Source organism: Methylobacterium longum (assembly GCF_022179385.1).
Classification (GTDB): domain Bacteria; phylum Pseudomonadota; class Alphaproteobacteria; order Rhizobiales; family Beijerinckiaceae; genus Methylobacterium; species Methylobacterium longum.
This window is the reverse complement of record NZ_BPQS01000002.1, coordinates 37,210-60,785: the sequence shown is the minus strand read 5'-3', so window position 1 is coordinate 60,785 and position 23,576 is coordinate 37,210. Positions and strand designations below refer to the sequence as shown.

Below are 23,576 nucleotides of genomic sequence, written 5' to 3'. Positions count from 1 at the left end.
CGGCGGCCCGTCCGGGCTCCTCCGCGCCGCCTCGCCCGATGCTGTTCAACTCCTTCGTCTTCCTCCTCGCCTTCCTGCCGGCCGCCCTGATCCTGCACGGGCTGGTCGCGCGCGCCGCGCCCGCGTGGCGCCTGCCGCTCCTCGTCGGCCTGTCCTTCGTGTTCTACGGCTGGTGGGACGTGCGTTTCGTGCCGCTGCTCGCCGGCTCGATCGTGGCGAACTGGTGCGTGGCCCGCGCCTATCGCCGGTGGCCCGGCCGCTGGCTGATCCCGGCGGCGATCGCCGCCAACCTCGGGCTCCTCGGGCTGTTCAAGTATCTCGACTTCTTCGCCGACCTCGCCAACCTGATCCCCGGCCTGGAGGCGCCGCGCCTCGGGCTGGCCTTGCCGCTCGGCATCTCGTTCTTCACGTTCCACCACATCATGTACCTCGCCGACCTCAGGGCCGGCCGGGCGCCGAGCTTCGGGCTCGTGAAATACGCCCTCTACATCGCCTACTTCCCGCAGGTTCTCGCCGGCCCGCTCGTGCGCTGGAGCGAGATCATGCACCAGTTCGACGAGGCGCCCTACGCCCGGCCCGACGCCGCCGAGCGCTTCGCCCGCGGCTTGATGCTGCTGACGGTGGGTCTCGCCAAGAAGGTGTTCCTCGGTGATCCGCTCGCGCAATACGTGAATCCGGTGTTCCAGGCCGCCGCCGCCGGCAAGGCCGTCACGGTGGTGGAGGCCTGGCAGGCGACGCTGGGCTTCACCTTCCAGATCTACTTCGACTTTTCCGGCTACACCGACATGGCGCTGGGGATCGCGCTGCTGTTCGGCCTCGTCCTGCCGCAGAATTTCGACGTCCCCTACCGCGCCACGTCCCTGCAGGATTTCTGGCGGCGCTGGCACATGACCCTGTCGCGCTTCCTGCGCGACTACCTCTACATCCCCATGGGCGGAAACCGGCGCGGGCTGCCGCGGCAGATCGGGGCCCTCGCCGCGACCATGACCCTGGGCGGACTCTGGCACGGGGCCGGCCTGACCTTCCTGGCCTGGGGGGGGCTCCACGGGCTCGGTCTCGGCGCCGGCCTGCTGGCGCGGCGGGCCCGGATCGCGATACCCGCGCCGCTCGGGTGGCTGCTCACCAGCCTCTTCGTCGCGCTGACCTGGGTGCTGTTCCGGGCGACGAGCTTCGAGGCGGCGCTGCTGATCTTCAAGGGTCTGTTCGGACTGGCGCCGCGGGGGGTCGGCTTCAAGTGGCGCACCATCGCGGTGGCCGCCCTGGTCGCCACGGTCGGGCCGACCGCCTGGGCGGCGGTGCATCGCCTGCCGCCCAGGCGGCTCCTCGCCTTCGGATTCGCACTCTTGTTCGTGATCGTCCTCCTCAAGATCGGCGACGATGCGAATTACGAGTTCATCTACTTCCAGTTCTGAGGATGGCGGATCCCCGACTCACCCCGGACCGGGACTGGCGCGGCGACTGGCGCGGCTTCGCCCGCACCTTGCTCCTGTCGGTGGCCGGCCTGTTCGCGGGCTATCTCGCCCTCGCGGTCCCGGTCGACCCCTACGACACGGGCCGTTCGGAGCTGCTCGCCCGCGGCGCCGTGCGCCCGCAGGGTCCGCGCACCGCCTCGGCCGTCCGCGGGCGTGATCCGGCCTACACGGGCGCGGTGATCGGCAACTCGCACATCCAGCTCATCGAGCCGGCGGCGCTGAGCCGGCTCACCGGCATCCCCTTCGTCCAGCTCTCGGTTCCGGCGACGGGTCCCACGGAGCAGTTCGCGCTGCTCGGCTGGTACCTGCAGCACCACGCCCGGCCCGACGCGATCGTGCTCTCGGCCGACGCCTTCTGGTGCGCCGACGACCCGTCCTTCCCGAGCGAGCACGGGTTTCCGTACTGGCTGATCGGCGACTGGCCCGCCTATCTGCGGGGCCTGATCCGCTTCTCCGCCGCGCAGGAGACGGTCAACCGCCTGGGCTGGCTCCTGTCGCCCCGGCGCAAGACCGCCGCCGCGGACGGCTGGTGGGATTACGAGCGCAACTACCTCAGCCAGGGCTTCGGCATCGACCCCGCCAAGAAGGCGGCCCTGGAGAAGCCGGCCGGCCCCGACGCCGAGCCGCACCACGGCGGCCCGTTCCCGATCGCCGACCGGCTGCGGGCGGAGCTGGCGCGGGTCCCGGCGCGGACGCCGGTGGTGGTGGTGTTCCCGCCGGTCTACGTCCGCGCTGAGCCGCCCCCCGGCAGCCCCCGCGCGCGCGCCGAGGCCGCCTGCCGGGCGCAGGTCCGGTCGGTGCTCGCGACGCATCCCGCGAACGCCGTGGTCGACTGGCGCGACGGCCGCCCCGGGGCGGCCGATCCCGACCAGTTCTTCGACCAGACCCACTATCGATTGCCGCTCGCCCGCGCGCTCACGACTGACATTGGCGCCGCAATCGTACGATTGCGGACTCAGATGACAGAGTAAAACATCTGTACCGTGTCCTGTTTGCCGCACGCGGCCGTGCAATGACGCCCTGTTACCGGCCTCGCTCGTCTGCGCGTTGTGGCGCCCAGGCACCTCGACTATACGGCACCTCACGTTAGCGCCGCGCACCGGCCATCCCCTGGTGGGCGGCTCGAATCCAGCGAGGGTGACGCATGGCGAAGGTGACGCTGGAGGACGGCTACGTCCCGTCCGACGACGAGCCCTTCATGAATGACCGGCAGCGCGAATATTTCCGTCGCAAGCTGCTGAGCTGGAAGAACGACATCCTGCGCGAGGCGCAGGACACCCTCGTGGCGCTCCAGAGCGAGAACGAGAATCATCCCGATCTCGCCGACCGCGCCTCGTCGGAGACCGACCGGGCGATCGAGCTGCGGGCGCGGGACCGCCAGCGCAAGCTCACCGGCAAGATCGACGCGGCCCTCGCCCGGCTGGAGGACGGTTCCTACGGCTTCTGCGAGGAGACCGGCGAACCGATCTCGCTGCGCCGCCTCGACGCCCGGCCGATCGCCACCCTGTCGCTGGAGGCGCAGGAGCGGCACGAGCGGCGCGAGCGGGTCTACCGGGACGATTGAGGCCGGCCCGGGCCGGCCCCGCGGCTACTGCGTCAGCCGCAGCGCGCCGATGCTCGCCTGGATCTTCTGGAAGGCGCCGATCAGGTCGTCCGCATTGTTGGCGAGGAAGAACTGGCTCGGCGACGAGGCGCAGTTCTTCAGGAGCGTCTGGCCGGCCGCGTCGATCGGGTCGGACGCGATGCTGAAGCCGATCGTGTAGATCGAGATGTTGACCTGTCTCGCGTTGTAGCAGGCCTCTTTCGTCAGCTGATCGAGGGCGTTCCGGGCACCGTTGGCATCCGAGACGTTCTGGTACTGGGTGGGCATCCGCGCGTTCGCGCTGGTGTTGTTGGCGTTCTGGAAATAGCCGGCCGCGAAGTACAGCGAGCCGGTGGGCGCGCTCGTATTGGCCGTCCAGCTGTTCGTGCCGTCGGTCATCAGGATGATGATCTTGTTGATCGTCGTCGCGTTCGTCGTGCTGGAGGTGACGGCATAGGCCGCGGGCGCGTTCAGGCTCGAGTAGCTGCTCGAGAACACGCTCTTCGGCGAGAGCGTCCGCCAGCCCCACATGAAGCCCTCGTGGATGTTGGTCGAGCCCAGGGGCGCCATCTTGCCGATGAGGGTCTTGAGCACGCCCTGATCGTTCGTGAGCGGCTGGAGCGGCTGGGTCGTGCAACCGAAATTCGGGCCGTTGGGGATCCCGACATAGCTGCTCGAGATGGGGTTGCGCGGGCTCACGTACTTGCACGCCCGGCCGAGCGAAGCATCGTACGACAGGTTCTTATTGATCGCGCAGCTGCCGACGGTGCTGCTCGTGTCGTCGTCGATGTAGCTGTTGTACGACCAGTAGCTGCCGCTGCTGTCGGTGTAGCCGCGGTAGGTGCTGGTGGCGTCGCCCGGCTCGTCGGGGGCGAAGAGCGGCACGAAGTAGGAATCCTTGGATCCGGAGGTCGGTGCGCCGTCCTGCACGTTCAGGGGATAGGGCAGCGATTCGAGGCAGCCGCCCCAGCTCCAGCCGGAATTGACCGCCTGCAGCTTCGTGAAGATGTCGAAGCGGTTCACGAAATTCGAGCTGGCGGCCGAGAGCACGTTGGTCCAGTGGTAGGCGGATTGTCCCGCCTGATCGATCCAGGTGGCGTAGCGGTAGGTGGCCGGGTTCACCGCCACCGCCCCCGCGAACGGCACGATGGCGATGCGCGTCGCGCTCGAGAAGGCGTTGCTGCTGTAGACGTAGTTGACGAAGTTCGTCGCCGCGGTCTGGGCCGCCTGCAGCTTCGACTGGCCGCCGCTCGACGCGGCCATCGAGCCGGTGTTGTCGAGAACCAGCGCGATCTCGAAGGTCTTCGGCAGCGGCGTGGCGCATTGCGACTTGGCGCCGGGATTGATGCGCGCGGTGCCGGTGAGCTTGCCGAAGAAGGTCGTCGACACCTTGTGGGCTTTGAGGGTGATCTGGCGGGGATTGTCCGTGATGATCAGGGGATCCACCACGAGATCGGTCAGCCCCATGGCGCCGGTCATCGTCGTCTGCGCCATCGCGTTGAGGTCGGCCGTGGTCGTGGTCAGCGGCGTCTGGCACAGGAGCAGCGCGGTGGCGTCGGTGGCCGCCTGCAGCTTGGTCTCGAGGCGCGTCGCGAAGCCGTAATCGATTGCCGCGCCGGAGAGCATCAGCATCGGCATGCTGAGGACGGCGAACAGGATCGCGACGTTGCCGCGCCGGTCCCGGAACGGGCCGGGCCGGTCCTGCGGTGCGGGGCGGTCAGGGTGCCGTGCCATCGCAAGCCTTCGCGTTGGTCATCGGCATCACGACCTCGGTGTAGGTGTTGGTGCCGTAGGTCTTGCCGCCCCGGGTCGGCCAGGGGACGCTGCTGGAGAAGTTGATGGCGCTGCTGACGCCCTTGGCGAGCTTGACCAGCGCGCTGCCGATCATCGGCGTGTAGGTGATGCTGACCTCGGCCAGGACGTAGCGCATGCCGGCGGTCTGGTAGCCGAGCGGCACCGTCAGGTCGTTGGCCGCGCCGGTGATGCGGGGGATCGCGTTGGCGTTTGAGACGCTCGAACAGACCGTCGGGATGACGGTGGCGCCCTTCACGCCGACGCCCATGGCGCTCACGATGATCTTCACGTTCGCGGTGTCGAAGGGGCGCATCACCAGGGTGGCCGAGGCGACGATGTCGTTCATCACACCCGTGCTGATCGGGTTCTGCGCGTCGCCCTGGGCCGTGAGGTCGGCCACGGTACGGGCGAGCAGCGTCAGCTTGCGCCACTCGTCGATCGCGTGCGCTAGTTCGGTCATGCCGGCCCAAATCGCCAGCAGGACCGGCAGGATCACGGCGAATTCCACCATGGCCGTGCCCCGGCGGTCGCGCCGCAGCCGCCGGGCTCCGCGGGCGACGCGCCTCAGCACGGACTGGCTCCGACGATCTGATAGGGCTCGGTGCGGAACACGGCCGTCGAGGTGAGGAGGCTCGATCCGGCCCCTTCCCCGCTGGTGAATCGCCGCGTGCCCAGGCCCAGCAGGTTGAAGAAGGTCGGGAACTGCACCGCGGCGGTGACGACGACGATCGTGCCCGGCTTGGCGCAGGCGTAGTTGGTGCCGAAGCCGGTGCTCCACGTGCCCGTCGCGGCGTTGATCGGCGTCGCCGGCGCGGCGCCCGCGAAGGTGTTGGCGGTGGCGACGTCGATCTTCACGCCCTGGCAGTTGAACAGGGTCGGGATGAGGGCGTTGGGCGGACCGCACATCGTGGTCTTCAGGTTCGCGAGCAGCACGGCCGGATCGGTCTGGCCGGAATTCGCCAGCTGGAACTGGCCGGTGAAGATCGTGCGGACGGCGGTCTGGAGGGCGCGGTCGAAGTTCTGCGTGGCCCAGATCTGGAAGGCGATCTGGAACACCGCGCCGCACAGGGCGAGGAAGGGGAGCGCGACGAGGGCGAACTCCACCGCAGCCGCGCCGTCGGAGTTTCTCCGAAAACGGGCCGGGATGCAACCTGAAGTCTTGTACTCCAACCGGAGCGATCTTGCCCAACCAATCATGCGCTTTTGCGGCTGCTGAAAACAAGCATCCAAGCAGATGTGCCGCCGAGACTTTGCAAAAGTCTTAAGCACGAGGTGCCGACGGTCTATCGGCACGCTATTTCCCGGTACAACCTCGACTTGCGCGAACGCCGCTTCGTCTCGCGGTTTGGGTTCGAAGAGTCGTGACCCTGGATCAGTGCCGGCCCCCGGCGGCCGTGCCGGCATCGCATGTCCGGACCGGTGCCCGGCGACCGTCCGATCCCAGGGTATCCGGCCTCCCCGTCATCCTGAGGCGGTCGCGCGGCGTGCCGCAAGGTCGGGCTCCCGCAAAGCCTTCGCCGGGCTCCGGGACCCGAGGATGAGGGCGGGACGGGAAAGCCGTTTCGTCCGTGGACGCCGGCCTCGCCGTCGCATCGTGTCCCCGGGTGCGGCCCTGCCGGCGTTCCGGAACCGTTGACGCGCCGTCGCTCAGCGCCACCTCGTCGGCAGCAGGCGGGGCCGGAGTGCCGAATGAGATGTTCCCGGATCGCGATCGTCGCCGGCGCGGCGCTCGCGCTCGTCGGCTGCGAGGCCCCGAAGCCGGGAGCGGCTGGTCCGCCTGGGCCGAAGGGCGAACAGGGTCCGGCGGGGCCACAGGGACCGGCGGGCCTGAACGGTGCCACCGGCGCGCGCGGCCCTGCGGGCGAGCGCGGTCCCGCCGGCCCGCCGGGCGCCGCCGGGCCGGCCATGAACGCGCAGATCCGGCTCGACGTGGCCTGCCACCGCGACGAGGAATTGATCGGTGCCTATTGCCGGGGCATGGCAGTCGTGCCCTCCGTGACCGTCACGGAGGGCGTCGCCACGGTGGGCTGCCTCGACATGACCGCCAAGGCCGCCAAGGACGCGCAGCCGGTCGCCGTCTGCATGAGGAAACCATGACACCCCGGATTCCCGCCGCCCTGCCGGCGTTCCTGCTGGTCCTGCTGGTCTCCTCGGCGTCCGGAGCGCAGCCCTTCGTGCCCGCCGAGCGCGCGGCGATCGACCTCGTCCGGGAGCGTCGCACGACCGGCTTCACGACGATCGGACGGACCCTGGCCTATGCCCAGCGGGCGACCGGCGGCGCCTTCCGGCTCGGCGGCTACAAGGTGGATTATCGCCCGGACGCGCCCTTCGCCCGGGTGCGGATCTGCTACCGTCTGGGCATCGATCCGCCGACCTGCGGGCTGGATTACCGCGTGGCCGTCAACCCGCCCCATGTCGAACCGGCCGACCGTTTCAACGGCCTGACCCGCGATCTCGAGCACGGGCCACAGGCCTTCCTGCGGGCGCTCGCCCGGGAGACGGATCTCCAGCGTCAGCCCGACATCCTGCGCAGGATCGAGGCGGCGCTCGACCCCTACAATCCGTACGACTGGCGCTGAGAACGCGGATCCGGCGGCGGGCGTGACCGCTCTGACGGCCGGTCGCCACCGGTCGTGGCCACCGGCACGCCGGAGTCGCGCCGGTCGACGCAGGTCGTCGGCCGACCACGCGGGCCGCCCGATCCGTATCCGGCAGGCGTCGACAGCCCGTCCAGGTGGCGCAAACGCTGTGGTGGCGGTGCAACAGGCGGACCTGGCGACGCCGCGGGTTACAACGATTCCAGGATCCGGCCGAGCCACATTCAAATGCGTACAAACTAGGATTTTTTGCGCAGGCGCGTGCAAGCTTGACCAGAAATGTTTCCGAACTGTAGCGGACGCTTTTTACCCTGAGTTGGTTCGCGTTCGTGGCCGGTCTGAGCACAAAACCCAAGCGCAGCAGCGCGCGCGCCGTTTCAGCGGCTGTCATCCTCGCGGCCCAGACCGGCACCCTGAGCGGTCTGGGATCGAGTCCGGCGCGGGCACAGCTTGCCGCCGACGCCACCCAGGAGGTGCAACTCGACGAGCTGTCGGTCGCGGGGACCGGCGGTCCGCGCGTCGCCGTGGACGGCTATCTCGCCCGGAACAGCGTCGGCGCGACGCGCACCGACACGCCCCTGCGCGAGGTTCCGCAGACTGTCGTGGTCGTGCCCGATCAGGTGCTCACCGACGCAGCAGCGACGCGCATCGACACGGCCCTGGACCTCGCCGGTGTCGGCCGCGCGAACAACTTCGCCGGCCTCGGCCTGAGCGAGTTCACGATCCGCGGCTTCTCCACCGGCGAGTATTTCCGCAACGGCTTCCCGATCAACCGGGGCTATCCGAACTCCCCCGACATCGTCTCGATCGAGCGGATCGAGGTCCTGAAGGGACCCTCGGCCTTCCTGTACGGCCGCAGCGATCCGGGCGGCACCTTCAACATCGTCACCAAGCAGCCGCTGGCCGAACGGACCTTCGCGTTCGGAACCCAGTACGGGAGTTTCAATCAGAAGCGCAGCACCTTCGACGCCACCGGCGCGCTCGACCAGGACGGCCACGTGCTCGCCCGCGTTACCGGCGCGGTCGAGGACAACGGCAGTTTCCGCGACTTCGTGCACGGCGATCGCTACTACGTCGCGCCGGTCATCGCTTGGAAGCCGTCGGCCGATACCACGATCACGCTCGAGGGCGAGGTGCTGAGCACCGCGACGACCTTCGACCGCGGCGTCGTGCCCATCAATGGCAACCTGCGCGCCCTGCCGCGCAACCGCTTCATCGGCGAACCCGGCATCCCGCCGGTTCGCAACGACAACGCGCTCGGCCAGCTCCGCATCGAGCACCGGCTCGATCCGGACTGGGTGGTCACCGCGGGTGCGCAGGCGCTCGGGGGCCGTCTGCTCGGCGACGGCGTGGGTGCCATGAACGTACTGGGCGACGGCCGGACCCTGCGGCGCACCTTCGAGCACCGCGACCTGAGCTGGTCCGATCTCGACCTCCAGCTCAACCTCGCGGGCAAGTTCGAGACCGGCCCGTTTCGCCACACCCTGCTGATGGGCCTCGAATACGACAGCTACCGCTACCGGGAGATCTTCAACCGCTCCAACGCGAATACCAATCCGTTCGCCCTCGACCTGCTGGCACCCCGCTACGGACAGGTTGCGCTGCCGCCGCTCGGCTCGATCACGAACTTCCTGCAGAACATCCAGAGCTACGCCGGCTACATCCAGGATCAGATCGACCTCACGCCGCGTCTGCACGCGCTCGTCGGCGTGCGCGTCGAGGATCTCGGCCTCGTCTCGACCGATTATCGCACCGGGCGCACCACGAGCCTGCAGGACACGGTGGCGACGCCGCGCTTCGGCCTCGTCTACGATCTCACCGACGCGGTCGCGCTCTACGGCAATTACGGGCGCTCCTTCTTCCCCAATACCGGTACGGACCGTTCGGGACGCCCCTTCGCGTTCCAGCAGGGCGAAGGCTACGAGGCCGGCGCGAAACTCAATCTGCTCGACGGCACCCTGAGCGCCACCGCGGCCGTGTTCGACATCCGGCGCACCAACGTCCTCACGGTCGATCCGGTGGACCCGAACTTCAGCGTCGCGGCCGGCACCGTGCGCAGCCAAGGCTTCGACCTGACAGTGGCCGGCTCTCCGGCACCCGGCTGGCGGGTGTTCGGCACCTACACGCATGTCGACGCCGCCGTCGCCCGCGACACCACGCTGCCCGTCGGGACGCGCCTCGCGAACGTCCCGGCCGACAGCTTCGCCCTGCAGAGCGTTTATGAGTTCCAGAGTGCCGGGCTGCGCGGCCTCGGCCTCGGTGGCGGCGTGACGTATGTCGGCCAGCGGGTCGCCGGGACCGCCCTATCGACGTTCAAATTGCCGGACTACACGGCGCTCAACCTGATCTCGTACTATTGGATCACGCCGGAGGTGCGGATCTACCTCAACGTCGACAACCTTCTCGACGCACACTACTACGACCGTGCCTTCCAGAACCGCTACGCCACGCCGGGCGCACCCCGCACCCTCATGGGCGGCGTCGCGGCACGGTTCTGAACGTCGAGGCCGCCGAGACGCGCGTATCCGCCCTGCCCCGCCGCCCGGACGGGCCCTGGCTGCGATCCACCCGGGCGGCCCGCACCCGGTCAGGCGCCGTCGGGCTCGGATCTCAGAACAGGCGCGGCCAGCCGAGCAGCCGGTCCGGCGCGAAGGGGGCGACCGGCACCTGCGGCTCCCGTCCGGTGGCGAGGTCGGCCACGATCTCGCCGGTGATCGGGCCGGTGGACAGGCCGATATGCCCGTGGCCGAAGGCGAAGAGCAGGCCGTCGTGCCGGGGCGCCCGCCCGATCACGGGCATTCCGTCCGGCGTGGAGGGGCGCGACCCGAGCCAGGGCTCGTTGTCGAGGGGGCCGCCGAGGCGCAGGGTCCCGGCCGCCTCGCGGGAGGCCGCCTCGATCTGGGTGTGGTCGGGGGCGGCGTGGCGGGCGTTGAGCTCCACGCCGGACAGGACCCGGACCCGGTGATCGCCCATCGGCGACAGGATCGATCCGGCGCCGGTGTCGAGCACCGGCCGGGTCAGCGGCGGACTCTCCGGGTGGAGGGCGTAGTGGCGATGGTAGCCGCGCTCCGCCGCCACGGCGAACCGGTATCCCAGGGTCCGGGCGATGGCCCCCGAGGCGGCCCCTGCCGCCAGCACGACCTGCCTCGCGCGGACCGACCCGGTCTCGTGGGCCACGCGCCAGCCGCCGGCCTCCGGCGTCAGGCGCTCGACGCTGCCCCGCCTCTGCCGTCCGCCGATCCCGGCGAACAGGGCCTCGCAGGCCTCGATCAGCCGGCCCGGCTCCCGCACCGATCCGGTCTCGGTCAGCAGCATCGCCCGGGCGAAGGGGCGCACCAGGGCCGGTTCGAGGTCGCGCAGGCCCGCGGCGTCGAGGATCTCGAAGGCCACGCGATGGTGGCTCAGGATCTCGCGCTCCAGCGCGGCGGCCTCGAATGCCGCCTGCGTCCGGTACGTCTTGAGCCAGCCGGTCTGCTGCAACCTCTCGTTGGTGCCGGCCCGAGCGGCCAGCCGCTCATGGGCCGGGTAGGCGGCGCTGGTCAGCGGCAGCAGCGCGGCGGCGGCCCGCCGCCATCGGGATGTACGCGCGGCCGCGAGAAAATGCGTCGCGTACGGCAGGATGCGCGGGAGATGCGCATGGTGCAGCCGCAGCCCCCGATCGGCATTGCGCAGATAGGCTGGCAGCTTGCCCCAGAGCGCCGGGCTCGCCATCGGGAGGATCGAGCCCCGGCTGACCACGCCGGCATTGCCGTAGGAGGTCCGGGCCCGCGCCTCGCCGGGATCGCACAGGACGACGTCGAGGCCGCGGTCCCTTAGCGCGATGGCGCTGGCGAGCCCGACCATGCCGCCGCCGATCACCACGATGTCGGCCGTCTCCTCCGCCGCCATGCCGCCCCATTCCCAATCGCGCTGAGCGGTGCCTTCTGACGGGTTTTCGCGGCCCGGGATAGCGTGCCCGGGCCCGGTCGGCCCGATGTGGGTGCCTGCGAAGACCCGCGCACATTCGCCCGAAGATCGGCTAAGAGCGCTGCATGACCCTCGTCCGCTTCGCCCCGTCGCCGACCGGCTACCTCCACATCGGCAATGCCCGGCCCGCCCTGCTCAACGCCCTGTTCGCCCGCCGGACCGGAGGGCGATTCCTTCTGCGCCTCGACGACACCGACGCCGAGCGCTCCACCGAGGTCTTCGCCGACGCCATCCGGGAGGATCTCGCGTGGCTCGGCATCGAGCCCGACCTGTTCGCCCGGCAGAGCGCCCGCAAGGCCCAGCACGATGCGGCTGCGGACCGCCTGCGCGCGGCGGGCCGGCTCTATCCCTGCTACGAGACGTCGGAGGAGCTGGAGCGCCGCCGCAAGCGCCAGCTCGGGCGCGGTCAGCCGCCGATCTATGACCGCGCGGCGCTCAATCTCACCGCCGAGGAGCGCGCCGCGCTGGAGGCCGAGGGCCGCCGGCCGCATTGGCGCTTCCTGCTGGAGGCGCGGAACGTGAGCTGGGACGACCTCGTCCGCGGCCCGGCCCACGTCGATTGCGCGTCGCTGTCGGACCCGGTGCTGATCCGTGCCGATGGCAGCTATCTCTACACGCTGCCCTCAGTGGTCGATGACGCCGATCTCGGCGTCACCCACGTGATCCGCGGCGAGGACCACGTCACCAACACCGGCGTCCAAGTCCAGATCTTCGAGGCCCTGGAGGCCGCTGTACCGGTCTTCGGCCACCACAACCTGCTGACCACCGCCGACGGCGAGGGGTTGTCGAAGCGTCTCGGGCACCTCTCGCTCCGCGGATTGCGCGAGGCCGGCTACGAGCCCGCCGCCGTGCGCTCGCTGGCGGTGCTCACCGGTTCGGCCGAGGCCGTAAGGGCGGTGCCCGACCTCGATGCGCTGGCCGAGTTGGTCGACCTCGGCGAGATCTCCCGCGCACCGGCCCGCTTCGACCCCGCGGAGCTCGACGGCCTCAACGCCCGCCTCGTCCACGCCATGCCGTACGCCGAGGTCGCCCGCCGCCTCGCCGATCTCGGGATCCCGCCGGATCGCGCGGAGGCGTTCTGGATGGCGGTACGGCCCAATCTCGGTCGAGTCTCGGAAGCCGCTGATTGGTGGCGGGTCACCGTGGGACCGGTGGAACCCGTCATCACGGAACCGGCCGTCATCGAGGCTGCGCGAGAGAGTTTGCCGATCGAGCCGTTCGGCCCGGAGACCTGGAAGGCATGGACCACGGAGGTCCGGGCGCGCACCGGCGCCAAGGGCCGTGGCCTGTTCATGCCGCTGCGCCTCGCGCTCACCGGGCTGGAGCATGGGCCGGACCTCGCCGGTCTGCTGCCGCTCATCGGGCGGGAGCGTGCGGCGCGCCGGCTCGCTGGCGAGAGCGCCTGATCTACTCCGCCTCGGCTTCCTGCAATCGGGCCGCCAGCAACTTGTCGACGCGCCGCCCGTCGAGATCCACCACCTCGAAGCGCCAGCCGGCGATGTCGCAGGTCTCGCCGGTCTCCATCAGGTGCTGCAGCGCCGCGATGACGAGGCCGGCAGCGGTGGCGTAGTCGCGAGAGGGCGGCAGCCGCAGGCCGAGCTCGTCGGCCAGCTCGTCGGCCAGCTCGTCCGCCGGCATCGAACCGGCGATCAGCCACGATCCGTCCGGACGGCGGACTGCGTCCGCCTCCTCGGTCTCCGTGGAGACGGCGCCCGCGATGGCATCGAGGATGTCGGTGGGTGTCACGAGCCCGCCGAAGTGGCCGTATTCGTCGTGCACCAACGCCATCGGCACGGGCGCTCGGCGCAGGGCGCCGAGGGCATCGAGGGCGTCCAAGGCATCGGGCAACACAGGAACCCGGCGGATATGGGCGCGCAGATCGAGTTGCTCGCCGCGGAACAGCGGGCCGATCAGATCGCGGACCTGCAGAACCCCAATCATCGCGTCGGGACCGCCATCGGCAACCGGCAACCGGGCGTGAGGGCTCGCCAGGAGCTGCGCCCGCACGCTCCCCGGGTCGTCGGCGAGATCGATCCAGACCACGTCGGTGCGCGGTGTCATCACCGCGCGGACCAACCGGTCGCCCAACCGCAGCACCCCTGCGCTCATCGCCCGCTCGCCGCCCTCGATGACGCCTGCGGTTTCGGCCTCGGCGACGAGGCCACGGATCTCCTCCTCGGTCACTGCGCTGGCGCTCTTCGTCTCCTGGCCGATCAGCCGGAACACGGCCCGGGTCGAGGCATCGAGGAGCCAGACAGCCGGCAGCGCCACCTGGGAGACCACGCGCATGCCGGGTGCCACCGCGCAGGCGATACCCTCGGGGTTGCGCAGGGCGAAGTGCTTCGGGACGAGTTCGCCGATGATCACCGACAGGACGGTGATCAAACCGATGACGAGTCCGTAGCCGAGGGTATCGGCCCAGCCCCGCGACGGGCCGAGTTCGATCAGCACGACGGCAACCCGATCGCCCAGCGCCGCGCCCGAGAGGACGCTCGACAGGATGCCGATCAGCGAGATGCCGATCTGCGCCGTGGAGAGTAAGCGCCCCGACTGCTCGGCCAAAACCAGGGCCGCCTTCGCGCCGGCGCGGCGGTCCTCCGCGAGGGCGCGCACCCGGCTCTTGCGCGCCGATCAGGACCAGATCCGAGAGAGAAAAAACCTCGTTCAGCGCGATCAGAAGAGCGACGATGAGGAGCTCGAGCAGTCCGTTTGCAGAGCCGCAATCCCGTGGGCCGGGCTTTCTCTGTTGGGGTGGGACGCCGACATCGGAACATCGACCTGGCCGTTCAACGGCCAAGCCTTCGCGCATCGCGGCGTCAGCGCGGCCGGGACTCGATCAGGACGGAGTCGAGCAGGAAGCTACCGTCGGCCTCGATGTGGAAATACTCCATGACCTCCGTGGGCGCGGCCGCCTGCAACGCGCGGATCGCCGCAACCTGCGGGCCGGGCGTGCGCATCCGGGCGATCCAGCTCGCGAACTCCATGCGCGGGCGGCTTGCCATCAGGGCACCCGGGGTAAAGCCGGCCGCATCCAACATCGCCCGCCATTCGGATACGCGGTAATCGCGCACGTGGGACGGATCGCGCAGCAGTTCCACCGCCTGGAGATGCGTGTCGAGGAGCGGATCCTCGGCCGAGACGATGTCGCAGACCACGAGGAGACCGTCCGTCTTCAGGACCCTGCGGGCCTCCGTCAGGGCCCTCGGGACCTCGCGCCAATGATGCGCGCTGTAGCGAGTCAGAACCGCATCGAAGGTCGCTCCCGGAAAGGGGAGCGATTCCGCGGAGCCCTGCCGGGTCTCGATGCGATCAAGCCCGCGGCGGCCAGCCTCGGCGACGACGGCCGACAGCATCGCCTCGGACAGGTCGTACGCCGTCACGGTCGCCCCCGCCGCCGCGGCCGCGAAGGCCACGTGGCCGCCGCCGCAGCCGAGATCGAGCACGCGCGCTCCCGGTATGCCGCGAACGAGCGCGCCGATCCGGTCGAGATCGGTGCCCGCCGCGTGGACTGCGCTCGCCACGTAGGCCGCGGCCTGCGTCCCGAACTGGTCGACGACGTGACGGGCGTGACTACGCTCGTTCATGCGGAAGTCCCCGGTTCCAGAGCCAGCGGCGCGAGGCGGGACAGCCGCAGGGCGATCATCAGGGCGAGACCGTACAGGCTGCCCACGAACAGCACCACACCGGTCCAGCCGGAATGCGCGAAGAACCAGCCGCCGGCCGTGCCGAGAACCGACGAGCCGAGATAATACAGGCAGAGATAGATCGAGGAGGCCTGCGCCCGGTGCCGCAGGGCCCGACGCCCGACCCAGCTGCTTGCCACGGAGTGTGCCCCGAAGAAGCCGACCGTGGTCACAACGACCCCGCCGACGATCAGCACGAGATTGTTCGACAGGGTCATCAGGATTCCGGCCAGCGCCAGGCTCGTGGCAAGCCACAGGACCCGCCGCCGGCCCAGGCGGCTCGCCAGTTCTCCGGTCACCGGGCTGCTTACCATCCCGGCGAGGTAGACCGAGAAGATCAGCCCGATGACGGTCTGGCTCAGCGAGAAGGGCGGGTCGAGCAGGCGGAAGCCGATGTAGTTGTAGAGGCAGACGAAGCCGCCCATCAGCAGGAACGCCACGGCGAACAGCCAGGGCAGGCCGGCGTCGCGAAAATGGTGGCCGAAGCTGCCCGGCACCTCCCGCCAGGCCATGCGCCGCGGCACGAAGTTGCGCGCGGGTGGCAGCCAGCGCCAGAACGCGGTGGCCGCCGTCAGCGCCAGAACGCCGATGGTGGCGAGGCCGATCCGCCAGCCGAGGTGGTCGGCCATCACACCGCTGATCAGGCGCCCCGACATGCCGCCAAGGGCGTTGCCGCCCACGAGCAGCCCCATGGACAACCCGATGGCCCGCGAGTCCATCTCCTCGGCAAGGTAGGCCATGGCCACCGCGGGCAGGCCGCTCGCGGTAAGCCCCGTCAGCGCCCGCAGGGCCAGGAACCCGTGCCAGCCCGGCACCAGCGCGGCCACGATGGTGAGCGCCGCCGATGCGAAGAGCGAGGCGAGCATCACCGGCTTGCGGCCCCAGACCTCGGAGAGCGGGCTCACGACGAGCAGCGCGACGGCCAGAAGTCCGCAGGGCAGCGACAGGGCCAAGCTGCTCTCGGCCGGCGAAACGCCGAAGGCATCCGCGTAGATCGGCAGAAGCGGCTGGACCGCGTAGAGGACCGCGAAGGTCGAGAACCCCGCTGCGGCGAGCGCCAGCGCCGTGCGGCGGAAGATCGGTGTGCCCGACCGGATCAGCCGCCCGTCCGCTTCGTCGTGCATCACCGTCCCGCGCCGCTGCTTTCAACCGGTGGTGAGGCGATGCGCCAGAACCGTCAAGCGCCGTGCAGGCCATGCCTGCACGGCGTCGACATCAGCGCGGCGGCGGTGGCGGCGGAACTGCAGGTCCCTGCCCCGGCCCCTGTCCCTGTCCCGACCCCTGCTGCAGCAGGGGCGTGATGCGCTGGACCACAACCCGGCGGTTCTCCCGCGATGGGCCCTGCGTGTTCACCTTCAGGTACTGCTCGCCGTAACCCTGGGTCGTGAGGTTACCCGGCGGCACGCGAAACTGCTCGGTGAGCACGGTCGCCACCGACTGGGCACGGCGGTCCGACAGGGACAGGTTGTCGATGTCGGAGCCGACCGCATCGGTGAAGCCCTCGATCAGGAACACCTCGCGCGGATTGTCCTGGATGGCCCGGTTCATCGCGGCGGCGATCACCGACAGCTTGGCTGCCTGATCCGGCAGCACGGTGAACGACCCGGTGTCGAAGGTGATCGTGTTGATGTCGACCGAGCGCAGACGCGCCCGGAGATCCGGGCTGTAGCGGATCTGGTCGAGCGTGTAGCGGCGGTCGACTGCGACCACCGGCGGTGCCGTCAGCGCCTCGTAGACCTCCGCTTCGTTGGCCTGGGCATAGTCCACCACGTAGCGGTCCCGCGGAATCCGGATCTCCGGGGCCGGGAGCGCCACCACGTCGTCGTAGATCGGGCGCCGCGGGCCAGCATAGCTGTTGTCGATCAGAACGATCTCGCGGCCGTCGGGGTAGCGGCTGAAGCGCCGCAGCAACCGCCCGTCATCGTCGGTGACGGTGACGATCTGCGCTCCGCCGGCCCACGCGACGGTGCTGTAGAACTCGGCGCCTCGACGCTCGTAGCGGTAGCCGCGCGGATCGAGATCGCGGAAGCGCTCGTTCTCGTCGTGCCGGATCAGGTAGCTGTCGCGATCACGGACGATGATGCGACCCGGCTCCCGGTAATAGGTCCGGCCCGCCTCGACATATTCGCGGCGGTCGCTGCGCACCTGCTCGAAATCGCGCACGTTGTCGTTCTGGCGGAAGCCGCCGGGGACGTAGCCCGGTTGGCCCGGCCGGTTGAAGGTACCCGGCCCGGGTTCGGTCTGCGGGCCCGTCCCCCCCGTCGAGGGACCCGGCGGAACGCTTCCGGGCACCGGCGTCTGCCCCGGCGCGGTCCCCTGTCCCGGCGGGACGAACGGGCGTCCCGGGAGACCGGGGGCCGTGTTGGGCGCCGCCGGCCGTCCCGGCTCCGCGCCGACCGCGCCGTTCGGCTGCGGCTGTGCGCGACCGTCGGGGCGGCCCTCCCGCGGCTGGAACGGCTGTCCGGGGACACCCGGGGCCATATTGGGCGCCGCCGGCCGGGCGGGCTGGGCGCCCGGCGCGGGATTCGGCTGCGATCGGTTGTCGAGTTGACGGTTCTCGGGTTGCGCATCCGGGCGCTGCGCCGGTCGGCCGGGCTGGCCGGGAGCCGTGTTCGGCGCCCGCGAGCGCTCGTCGGGCGTGTTCGGACCTGGATTGCCCGGGCGCTGACCGCCTGAACCCCGGTCGGGCGCGGTGTCGCGCTGCCCGGGACGGTTCGGCGCTGCGTCGGCGGCGGGGCGTTCCCGGTCCGGCGCCTGACGCTGCTGCGGTGCCGTCGGTCGCTCGGGCGCGGGCCGCAACGGCGGGGCCTCGTCACGATCCGGAGCCTGCTGCCGCTGAATCCCCGGACGCCCGGGCGCCGCACGCTCCTGAGAATCCCGATCCATCCGCTCCGGACGATCCGGCTGCTGATCGCGCCGTTGCTGAGCACGGTCCGGCTGCCGATCCTGCGGCCTCTCCTGCTGCGGCTCTCGCCGCCGCTCCTCGCGATCCGGACGATCCTGGCGATCCGGACGATCCTGGCGATCCGGACGATCCTGGCGATCCTGAGCAGACGGACGTGACGCCGGCGGCTCGGGGCGGCGCTCGGGTGCGCGCTCTCGCGGCTGCGGCTCGGCTTGCGGCTGACGTTGGGCCGGCGGTTCTGGTCGCTCGCGCTGAGGCGCGGCACGCTCCTGCGGGGGCTCGGGCCGCTCGCGCGCCGCTGGCGGGCCGGGTCGCTCCTGCGGCGGGCGTTCCGGACGCGGGCCGCCATGCGGGGGCTCGCCGCCCCGCGGTCCGCGCTCCTCCGGTCCGCCCTGCGCGAGGAGGATCCGGTCCGCCAGGGCGCCGGCGGGCTGCATGAGCGTGAGGGCCGGGAGTACCGTGCCGGTAAGGAGGATCAGGCGGAGCAGACGCATCGCGGTCCCATGTCGGTTCAGGACGAGCCGAACCCGGAACGCGGCCTTTGGTTCCCCCTCGCGGCGGGCGCGGACTACCTCAGGGCGTCAGGCGCTGGGGTACAGCGATGACGTTCGGCGCGATAATCCGCACGGCAACGTGATCCGGCTTGGCCTCCTCGACCTTGGCCGCCCCGGCCTCGCCCCTCGCGGCGGCGTCCGCTGTCGGGCCGGCCCTGGTGTCGACTCCCGCACGGCCCGCGGCATCGGCGGCGAGTTCCGCCGCCGTGCGGTCGGCGCGGCCGACCAGGGTCAGGCGCACCTTCGGGCGGGAGAGAGCCTCGGCCTGCATCGGCGTCACGAAGATGTCGCCCTTGTGCCGGACCAGCATGCTCTCCGCCTTCACGAGCGATTGCGCCCAGGTCTTGCCCTCCGGCTTGCAGGAGCAGTTGGGGACGAATTCCTTGCGGAACTTGAAGGCGTTCGCGAGGCTGGGATAGGCGCGGCTGCCCTTCACCGAGGCCGCGTGCTTCAGGGCGTCGTCCCCGTAGGGCATGGAGTAGGCCTGCGCCTCGGTTCCCGGGCACAGGGCCTGGCACATCTCGTCGGCGCCCCCGCGACCGTCGGGCAGGTTCTTCATGGGGAAGAAGCCGCCGTCGCAGGTGCGCACGCAGACCATCTGCGGACCACCCTTGGCGTGAGCTTCACCGCCCGCGGCGTAGGTTTCCCGAGCCGGGCAGGTGGAGGCGACGAGACCCTGGAGTTCGCGCTTGCGCGGCCCGCTGTCATCGATCACCGCGCCGCCATAGGTGGCCCGGAGGGCGCGGATACGCTGCTCCACGGCACCGCATTGCGGTGGCCGCGTATCGAAGAACAGGAACTTGCCCCCCTCGCAGTTCAGGCCGCGGAAATACGCTTCCAGGCGCCCGATCTCGTCGTTGAGTGCGCGCGTCGTGCTGACGCCGTTCTGGAGCGCGGCGAGTTCGGCCCGATAGCGCCGGCACTGCGGCGAGGGCGCCTGGGGCACCGGCTTCGCCTCCGCTGCCGGCGGCTCGACCGGCTGCTCCTGCGCCCCCGCGGGCACGACGAGGCTCCCGGACAATCCGAGGGCCAGCATCGCGCTCAGGATGAGGCGGCCGAACGTGCGGGCGATCGGGCGGTGAGGCATAGGCTGCTTCGCATGGAGCGGCTACGCGGTCGTCCCGAAAGGCCGGGCTTGGACGCATCCGCGCTTCGGGACCGAAGCACCGCATTTGTACGCCCCCTCGAAAGGTGGCGACACCCCTCCTACATCCCGCCGGCAAGCTTGAGGGGGAATTGGACGGCGATGTGGTTTCGGAGTCTCACCTGTGTTGGGCTCATGGCCCTCGGCATCGCGGCGGCCGGACCCGCAGCGGCTCAGGAGCCGGACCGGATCTTCGACAAGTCGACGGTCTGGCGCCCGCTCACGCCCAACGACAAGCTCGTGGTCTACGGCATCGACGATCCGGCCGTCTCCGGGGTCGCCTGCTGGTACACCCAGCCCGAGAAGGGCGGCATCAAGGGTACGCTGGGTCTGGCCGAGGACGTGTCGGACATCTCGCTGGCCTGCCGCCAGACCGGACCGGTGGCCTTCAAGGGCAAACTGAGCCAGGGCGAAGTCGTGTTCAGCGAGCGGCGTTCGCTGATCTTCAAGTCGATGCAGATCGTGCGCGGCTGCGACGCGCAGCGTAACACGTTGATCTACATGGTCTATTCCGACAGGGTCATTCAGGGTTCGCCGAAGAACTCGACCTCTGCGGTGCCGATCGCGCCCTGGGGCGCCCAGCCGGCGCCACGATGCGCCGATGCCATGAAGTAGCGGTCGTGCCGCGGCCCCGCGGCCCCGCCGCACTCAGTCCCGGCAGGTGATGCGGATCGGGCGCTCGGACGGGCTCGCGATCGGCTGGCTGATCGCTCCGGTGTACTCGTCGGCTGCGGCCACGCCGTACGAGTTGGCGGCGGCGTAGCCCTGCGCCTCGCACCACGCGTTGGCCACGACCTGGCCACAGGCGCTGTCAGGGGTCGTCAGGCACTCGCCGACGCCGTAGCCGTCGCTCGAGGGGATCAGGAAGGTCTTCTCGACGTGACTCGGTGCCTTCGCGGGCGTCTCGCCGTCGCTTCCGGCCAGGGCGGCGTGGGCCAGTCCGGCAGTGGCGAGGGCAGTGGCGAGGATGAGATAACCGGCGGCCGAGCGTCGCATAAGTTGTCCTTGGGCACAGGATCTGTGGCGTGGGGCGCGTGGTCGTGACGGTCCAACGACGCGGTTAAGGAAGGCTTACCCGCATCGCGCGCTGGCCTTCTCGAAATCCTCACCCTTTTGGGTTAGCCCCATCGGGCGGGCCGCGCCGTCGCGGCGATGCAACAGGCTGCTGCGGCGGCGCGGCTGGATCCGCCACGTTTCGGCCGCTCTTCACCGCGCGAAGCCCGAGGATCGTCGCGGGCAGAGGCGGTTGCCGCCGTGATGGCGGCCTCGCGAAACGGCCGCGATGCCGGCAGGGGGAGAGGATTTTCATGGCGCCGATGTTGCGGCTCTACAACACCCTGACCGGCGCCAAGGAAGCCTTTGCGCCGATCGATCCCGACCATGTCCGGTTCTACGCCTGCGGGCCGACGGTGTACGACGCGGCCCATATCGGCAACGCCAGGCCGATCATCGTCTTCGACCTGCTGTTCCGGCTGCTGCGGCATCTCTACGGGTCGGCGCACGTCACCTACGCGCGCAACGTCACGGACGTCGACGACAAGATCAACGCGCGGGCCGCCGAGCGCGGCATCACCATTCGCGAATTGACCGACGGGACGCTGGCGCAATTCCACGGAGACGTCCGCGATCTCGGCGTGCTGTCGCCCGAGGATGTGAACCGGCCCGGCGAGCGGCCGTGCTTCATCGAGCCCCGCGCCACGGATCACATCGCCGAGATGGTGACGATGATCGACGGGCTGGTCCGCTCGGGCCATGCCTACGTGGCCGCCGATCACGTCCTGTTCGACGTGCCGTCGATGCCGGAATACGGGCAGCTCTCGAAGCGCCCCCTCGACGAGATGGAGGCCGGCGCCCGGGTCGAGGTCGCGCCCTACAAGCGCTCGCCCCTCGACTTCGTTCTGTGGAAGCCCGCCAAACCCGGCGAACCGGCGTGGCCGTCGCCGGCCGGCATCGCGGCACCCGGCCGGCCCGGCTGGCATATCGAGTGCTCGGCGATGTCGGCCAAGCACCTGGGCCAGACCTTCGATATCCACGCGGGCGGCATCGACCTGATCTTCCCGCACCACGAGAACGAGGTGGCCCAGTCGCGCTGCTGCTTCGGCACGGGCGTGATGGCCAATGTCTGGCTGCACAACGGCTTCCTCCAGGTGGAGGGAGAGAAGATGTCGAAGTCGCTGGGCAACTTCATCACCATCCGCGACGTGCTGAAGGACTGGCCGGGAGAGGTGGTACGCCTCACCATGCTCAGGACACAGTACCGGCAGCCGATCGACTGGACTCTGCGCGGACTCGAGGAATCGAGCCGCGTGCTCGAGCGCTGGTACAACGCGGCCGGCGACGAGCCCGCCGCCGGTGACGTTCCCGGCAGTGTCGTCGATGCGCTGTGCGACGACCTCAACACGCCCGCGGCGATCAACGAGTTGCACCGGTTGAGCGGCGGTCCGGAGGCGCAGCCGGGCGCGTTGCGCGCGGGCGCCAACCTCTTCGGCTTCCTGATGCGCACGCGCAGCGACCGCGAGCAGGATCAGGTCGCCGCGTCCGGCATCGACGTCCCGGCGGTCGAGGCGCTGATCGCCGAGCGCCGGGCAGCCCGCGCCGCGAAGGATTGGGCGGCCTCCGACCGGGCGCGCGACGCGCTCGCCGCGCTCGGGGTCGCCGTGAAGGACAACAAGGACGGTACGACCACCTGGACGGTGGCGCGCTGAGCGCTGCGTCCGGTCGATGCGGGCGGAGCCCTGACGACCCCCGCGTCCTCGCGTACGCTTGCACAGCGGCGGCCGACCCGCATCTGTGGTCCCCGGGCGTCCGGCGGGGGAGGAGCAGCACGTGACCATCTTCGGAACCTTCGGCGCACGGCTTCTCTGCGCCGGAGCGGCCGTCGCGCTCGGATCGGGCCTGAGCCTGCCTGCCCTCGCCCTCGACGGCGGCGCGCCCGCGGGTCGCGATGCCCTGGCGCAGGCCACCGTCGCCATCGGCACGATCACGCAGCCCGAGGAGGCGCTGAAGCTGACCCGCTGCACCGGCGTTCTGATCGCTCCGGATCTGGTACTCACGGCCGCGCATTGCGTGAACGGGGATCCGCTCGGGGCGCTGGTGGTGTTCTTCCGCGGTACCGAGCCGACGCGCCCGGTCTACGGGGCGCGGGTCGCGGCCCGGTACAGTCCCGATCCGGGAGAGATGCTGCCGAATGCGGCGCCCGGCATCAGCCTCTCCGATCTCTCCCTCGATCTTGCGGTCCTGCGCCTGACCGAGCCGGTGCGCGACCGGCGCCCGGTGCCCCTGGCTGCCGATCCCGGGCGAGTCCCGAAGAGCCTGCGGATCGCCGGGGCGGGGCTCTCGGGTCGTGCCGTCGGGCGCCTGCGCACCGCGACCCTGACGCCAGTGGCGGCCAGCAGCACAGGGTTGACGATCGCCCGCGCGAACGGTGCCCGGGTCTGCTTCGGCGATTCCGGCGGTCCGGTCGTCGCGCAGGACCGGCGCGGAACCTACGTCTGGGGCGTCGCCAGCGCCGTCATCAGCCAAGCCGCCCCCTGCGGCAACTACGTCGTGATCGCGCCCGCCGCGCAGGTCTTCTCCGGAAGCGGAACGCGCTGAGGGCTCCGGCGTCGCCGCGCGCAGCGTGGAGCAACCGGTGCCATGCGTGGACTTAGTCTCGCCGGTCCGGGTCGCTGCGCCGCGCTCACGAAAACCGGGACCACAGCGTCAGACCCTGCTCGACCGTGCAGGCCCGCCCGGTGACGATGCGGCGGCAGATCGGGGATCCACGCCAAGCGCGACCGCGGAACGGCCAGTGCCCCGGAACTGGGCGGCGGGGGGCGCGACGCTGTTCGAAGGGCCTGGAGGTCCCGGCCACGCGCGCGGTCCAGGATGATGGAATGG

At 70.5% G+C, this 23,576-nt stretch carries 19 protein-coding genes and 1 pseudogene; 10 read left to right on the top strand and 10 right to left on the bottom strand.

The window, feature by feature from the left end; translation table 11 throughout:
* Positions 1 to 38 precede the first annotated feature (38 nt).
* The 3 genes from MFF58_RS02075 to dksA all read left to right on the top strand — a co-directional run bounded on the left by MFF58_RS02075 (position 39) and on the right by dksA (position 3,036).
* Positions 39 to 1,412: an MBOAT family O-acyltransferase gene (locus MFF58_RS02075; RefSeq protein WP_238284964.1), complete on the top strand. Its 1,374-nt coding sequence runs from the start codon at positions 39 to 41 to the stop codon at positions 1,410 to 1,412.
* A 2-nt stretch (positions 1,413 to 1,414) separates the two neighbouring features.
* A complete protein-coding gene (locus MFF58_RS02070; protein ID WP_238284963.1) occupies positions 1,415 to 2,443 on the top strand; it encodes a hypothetical protein in 1,029 nt (342 codons plus the stop codon).
* 173 nt (positions 2,444 to 2,616) lie between these two features.
* The gene (dksA, locus tag MFF58_RS02065) at positions 2,617 to 3,036 is read left to right on the top strand and encodes an RNA polymerase-binding protein DksA (RefSeq protein ID WP_010683819.1); all 420 of its coding nucleotides are present in this window, start codon (positions 2,617 to 2,619) and stop codon (positions 3,034 to 3,036) included.
* A 24-nt stretch (positions 3,037 to 3,060) separates the two neighbouring features.
* On the opposite strand, the gene MFF58_RS02060 is transcribed toward dksA, so the two are convergent.
* From MFF58_RS02060 to MFF58_RS02050, 3 genes are read right to left on the bottom strand one after another with little or no spacing between them, the layout of a single operon-like run.
* Positions 3,061 to 4,788, bottom strand: a complete 1,728-nt coding sequence (locus MFF58_RS02060; protein WP_238284961.1) for a TadE/TadG family type IV pilus assembly protein — start codon at positions 4,786 to 4,788, stop codon at positions 3,061 to 3,063.
* Entirely contained in the window at positions 4,772 to 5,419 is a 648-nt protein-coding gene (locus MFF58_RS02055) for a TadE/TadG family type IV pilus assembly protein (RefSeq protein ID WP_238284959.1), read from the bottom strand. Before MFF58_RS02055 ends, MFF58_RS02060 begins: the two co-directional genes overlap by 17 nt.
* Entirely contained in the window at positions 5,413 to 5,952 is a 540-nt protein-coding gene (locus MFF58_RS02050) for a TadE/TadG family type IV pilus assembly protein (RefSeq protein ID WP_238284958.1), read from the bottom strand. Before MFF58_RS02050 ends, MFF58_RS02055 begins: the two co-directional genes overlap by 7 nt.
* 585 nt (positions 5,953 to 6,537) lie before the next feature.
* Between MFF58_RS02050 and MFF58_RS32175 the strand changes: the two genes are divergently transcribed.
* From MFF58_RS32175 to MFF58_RS02035, 3 genes are all read left to right on the top strand, one after another.
* A complete protein-coding gene (locus MFF58_RS32175; RefSeq protein ID WP_279602863.1) occupies positions 6,538 to 6,945 on the top strand; it encodes a hypothetical protein in 408 nt (135 codons plus the stop codon).
* Positions 6,942 to 7,427, top strand: coding sequence for a hypothetical protein (locus MFF58_RS02040; protein WP_238284957.1), 486 nt, complete (start codon positions 6,942 to 6,944; stop codon positions 7,425 to 7,427). The genes MFF58_RS32175 and MFF58_RS02040 overlap by 4 nt, the downstream gene beginning before the upstream one ends.
* Positions 7,428 to 7,774: 347 nt before the next feature.
* Positions 7,775 to 9,943, top strand: coding sequence for a TonB-dependent siderophore receptor (locus MFF58_RS02035; RefSeq protein ID WP_238284954.1), 2,169 nt, complete (start codon positions 7,775 to 7,777; stop codon positions 9,941 to 9,943).
* Positions 9,944 to 10,055: 112 nt separating this feature from the next.
* Here MFF58_RS02035 and MFF58_RS02030 read toward each other — a convergent pair whose 3' ends face one another.
* Positions 10,056 to 11,333, bottom strand: coding sequence for an NAD(P)/FAD-dependent oxidoreductase (locus tag MFF58_RS02030; protein ID WP_238284953.1), 1,278 nt, complete (start codon positions 11,331 to 11,333; stop codon positions 10,056 to 10,058).
* 143 nt (positions 11,334 to 11,476) lie between these two features.
* On the opposite strand from MFF58_RS02030, the gene gltX reads away from it, so the two are divergent.
* Positions 11,477 to 12,817 (top strand): glutamate--tRNA ligase, encoded by a 1,341-nt coding sequence (gene gltX / locus MFF58_RS02025; protein ID WP_238284952.1) that lies wholly within the window; start codon positions 11,477 to 11,479, stop codon positions 12,815 to 12,817.
* Position 12,818: 1 nt separating this feature from the next.
* On the opposite strand, the pseudogene MFF58_RS02020 reads toward gltX, so the two are convergent.
* From MFF58_RS02020 to MFF58_RS02000, 5 genes and pseudogenes are all read right to left on the bottom strand, one after another.
* Positions 12,819 to 14,115: pseudogene (locus MFF58_RS02020) on the bottom strand (hemolysin family protein).
* Positions 14,116 to 14,227: 112 nt separating this feature from the next.
* Positions 14,228 to 14,995, bottom strand: coding sequence for a class I SAM-dependent methyltransferase (locus MFF58_RS02015; protein WP_238284951.1), 768 nt, complete (start codon positions 14,993 to 14,995; stop codon positions 14,228 to 14,230).
* Entirely contained in the window at positions 14,992 to 16,218 is a 1,227-nt protein-coding gene (locus tag MFF58_RS02010) for an MFS transporter (RefSeq protein ID WP_238284950.1), read from the bottom strand. Before MFF58_RS02010 ends, MFF58_RS02015 begins: the two co-directional genes overlap by 4 nt.
* A gap of 91 nt (positions 16,219 to 16,309) precedes the next feature.
* The gene (locus MFF58_RS32730; protein ID WP_238284948.1) at positions 16,310 to 18,493 is read right to left on the bottom strand and encodes an OmpA family protein; all 2,184 of its coding nucleotides are present in this window, start codon (positions 18,491 to 18,493) and stop codon (positions 16,310 to 16,312) included.
* A 79-nt stretch (positions 18,494 to 18,572) separates the two neighbouring features.
* Entirely contained in the window at positions 18,573 to 19,640 is a 1,068-nt protein-coding gene (locus tag MFF58_RS02000; protein ID WP_238284946.1) for a DUF2865 domain-containing protein, read from the bottom strand.
* A gap of 159 nt (positions 19,641 to 19,799) precedes the next feature.
* On the opposite strand from MFF58_RS02000, the gene MFF58_RS01995 reads away from it, so the two are divergent.
* Positions 19,800 to 20,312 (top strand): CreA family protein, encoded by a 513-nt coding sequence (locus MFF58_RS01995; RefSeq protein ID WP_238284945.1) that lies wholly within the window; start codon positions 19,800 to 19,802, stop codon positions 20,310 to 20,312.
* Positions 20,313 to 20,345: 33 nt separating this feature from the next.
* Here the strand turns inward: MFF58_RS01995 and MFF58_RS01990 are convergent, their stop codons facing one another.
* Positions 20,346 to 20,693, bottom strand: a complete 348-nt coding sequence (locus MFF58_RS01990; RefSeq protein ID WP_238284943.1) for a hypothetical protein — start codon at positions 20,691 to 20,693, stop codon at positions 20,346 to 20,348.
* A gap of 311 nt (positions 20,694 to 21,004) precedes the next feature.
* Here MFF58_RS01990 and cysS point away from each other — a divergent pair, with 311 nt between their 5' ends.
* Both cysS and MFF58_RS01980 read left to right on the top strand, forming a co-directional pair.
* On the top strand, positions 21,005 to 22,402 hold the full coding sequence (gene cysS / locus MFF58_RS01985) for a cysteine--tRNA ligase (protein WP_238284942.1): 1,398 nt from the start codon (positions 21,005 to 21,007) through the stop codon (positions 22,400 to 22,402).
* A 121-nt stretch (positions 22,403 to 22,523) separates the two neighbouring features.
* Entirely contained in the window at positions 22,524 to 23,291 is a 768-nt protein-coding gene (locus tag MFF58_RS01980) for a trypsin-like serine protease (RefSeq protein ID WP_238284941.1), read from the top strand.
* Positions 23,292 to 23,576 lie beyond the last annotated feature (285 nt).

Bases quoted from the DNA above. Each gene is read 5' to 3' on its own strand.
- MFF58_RS02075 (WP_238284964.1), top strand. From the start codon at position 39: ATGCTGTTCAACTCCTTCGTCTTCCTCCTCGCCTTCCTGCCGGCCGCC.
- dksA (WP_010683819.1), top strand. From the start codon at position 2,617: ATGGCGAAGGTGACGCTGGAGGACGGCTACGTCCCGTCCGACGACGAG.
- MFF58_RS02010 (WP_238284950.1), bottom strand. From the start codon at position 16,218: ATGCACGACGAAGCGGACGGGCGGCTGATCCGGTCGGGCACACCGATC.
- gltX (WP_238284952.1), top strand. From the start codon at position 11,477: ATGACCCTCGTCCGCTTCGCCCCGTCGCCGACCGGCTACCTCCACATC.
- MFF58_RS32175 (WP_279602863.1), top strand. From the start codon at position 6,538: ATGAGATGTTCCCGGATCGCGATCGTCGCCGGCGCGGCGCTCGCGCTC.
- MFF58_RS02030 (WP_238284953.1), bottom strand. From the start codon at position 11,333: ATGGCGGCGGAGGAGACGGCCGACATCGTGGTGATCGGCGGCGGCATG.
- MFF58_RS02060 (WP_238284961.1), bottom strand. From the start codon at position 4,788: ATGGCACGGCACCCTGACCGCCCCGCACCGCAGGACCGGCCCGGCCCG.
- MFF58_RS32730 (WP_238284948.1), bottom strand. From the start codon at position 18,493: ATGCGTCTGCTCCGCCTGATCCTCCTTACCGGCACGGTACTCCCGGCC.
- MFF58_RS02040 (WP_238284957.1), top strand. From the start codon at position 6,942: ATGACACCCCGGATTCCCGCCGCCCTGCCGGCGTTCCTGCTGGTCCTG.
- MFF58_RS01990 (WP_238284943.1), bottom strand. From the start codon at position 20,693: ATGCGACGCTCGGCCGCCGGTTATCTCATCCTCGCCACTGCCCTCGCC.
- MFF58_RS02000 (WP_238284946.1), bottom strand. From the start codon at position 19,640: ATGCCTCACCGCCCGATCGCCCGCACGTTCGGCCGCCTCATCCTGAGC.
- MFF58_RS02070 (WP_238284963.1), top strand. From the start codon at position 1,415: ATGGCGGATCCCCGACTCACCCCGGACCGGGACTGGCGCGGCGACTGG.
- MFF58_RS02015 (WP_238284951.1), bottom strand. From the start codon at position 14,995: ATGAACGAGCGTAGTCACGCCCGTCACGTCGTCGACCAGTTCGGGACG.
- MFF58_RS01995 (WP_238284945.1), top strand. From the start codon at position 19,800: ATGTGGTTTCGGAGTCTCACCTGTGTTGGGCTCATGGCCCTCGGCATC.
- cysS (WP_238284942.1), top strand. From the start codon at position 21,005: ATGGCGCCGATGTTGCGGCTCTACAACACCCTGACCGGCGCCAAGGAA.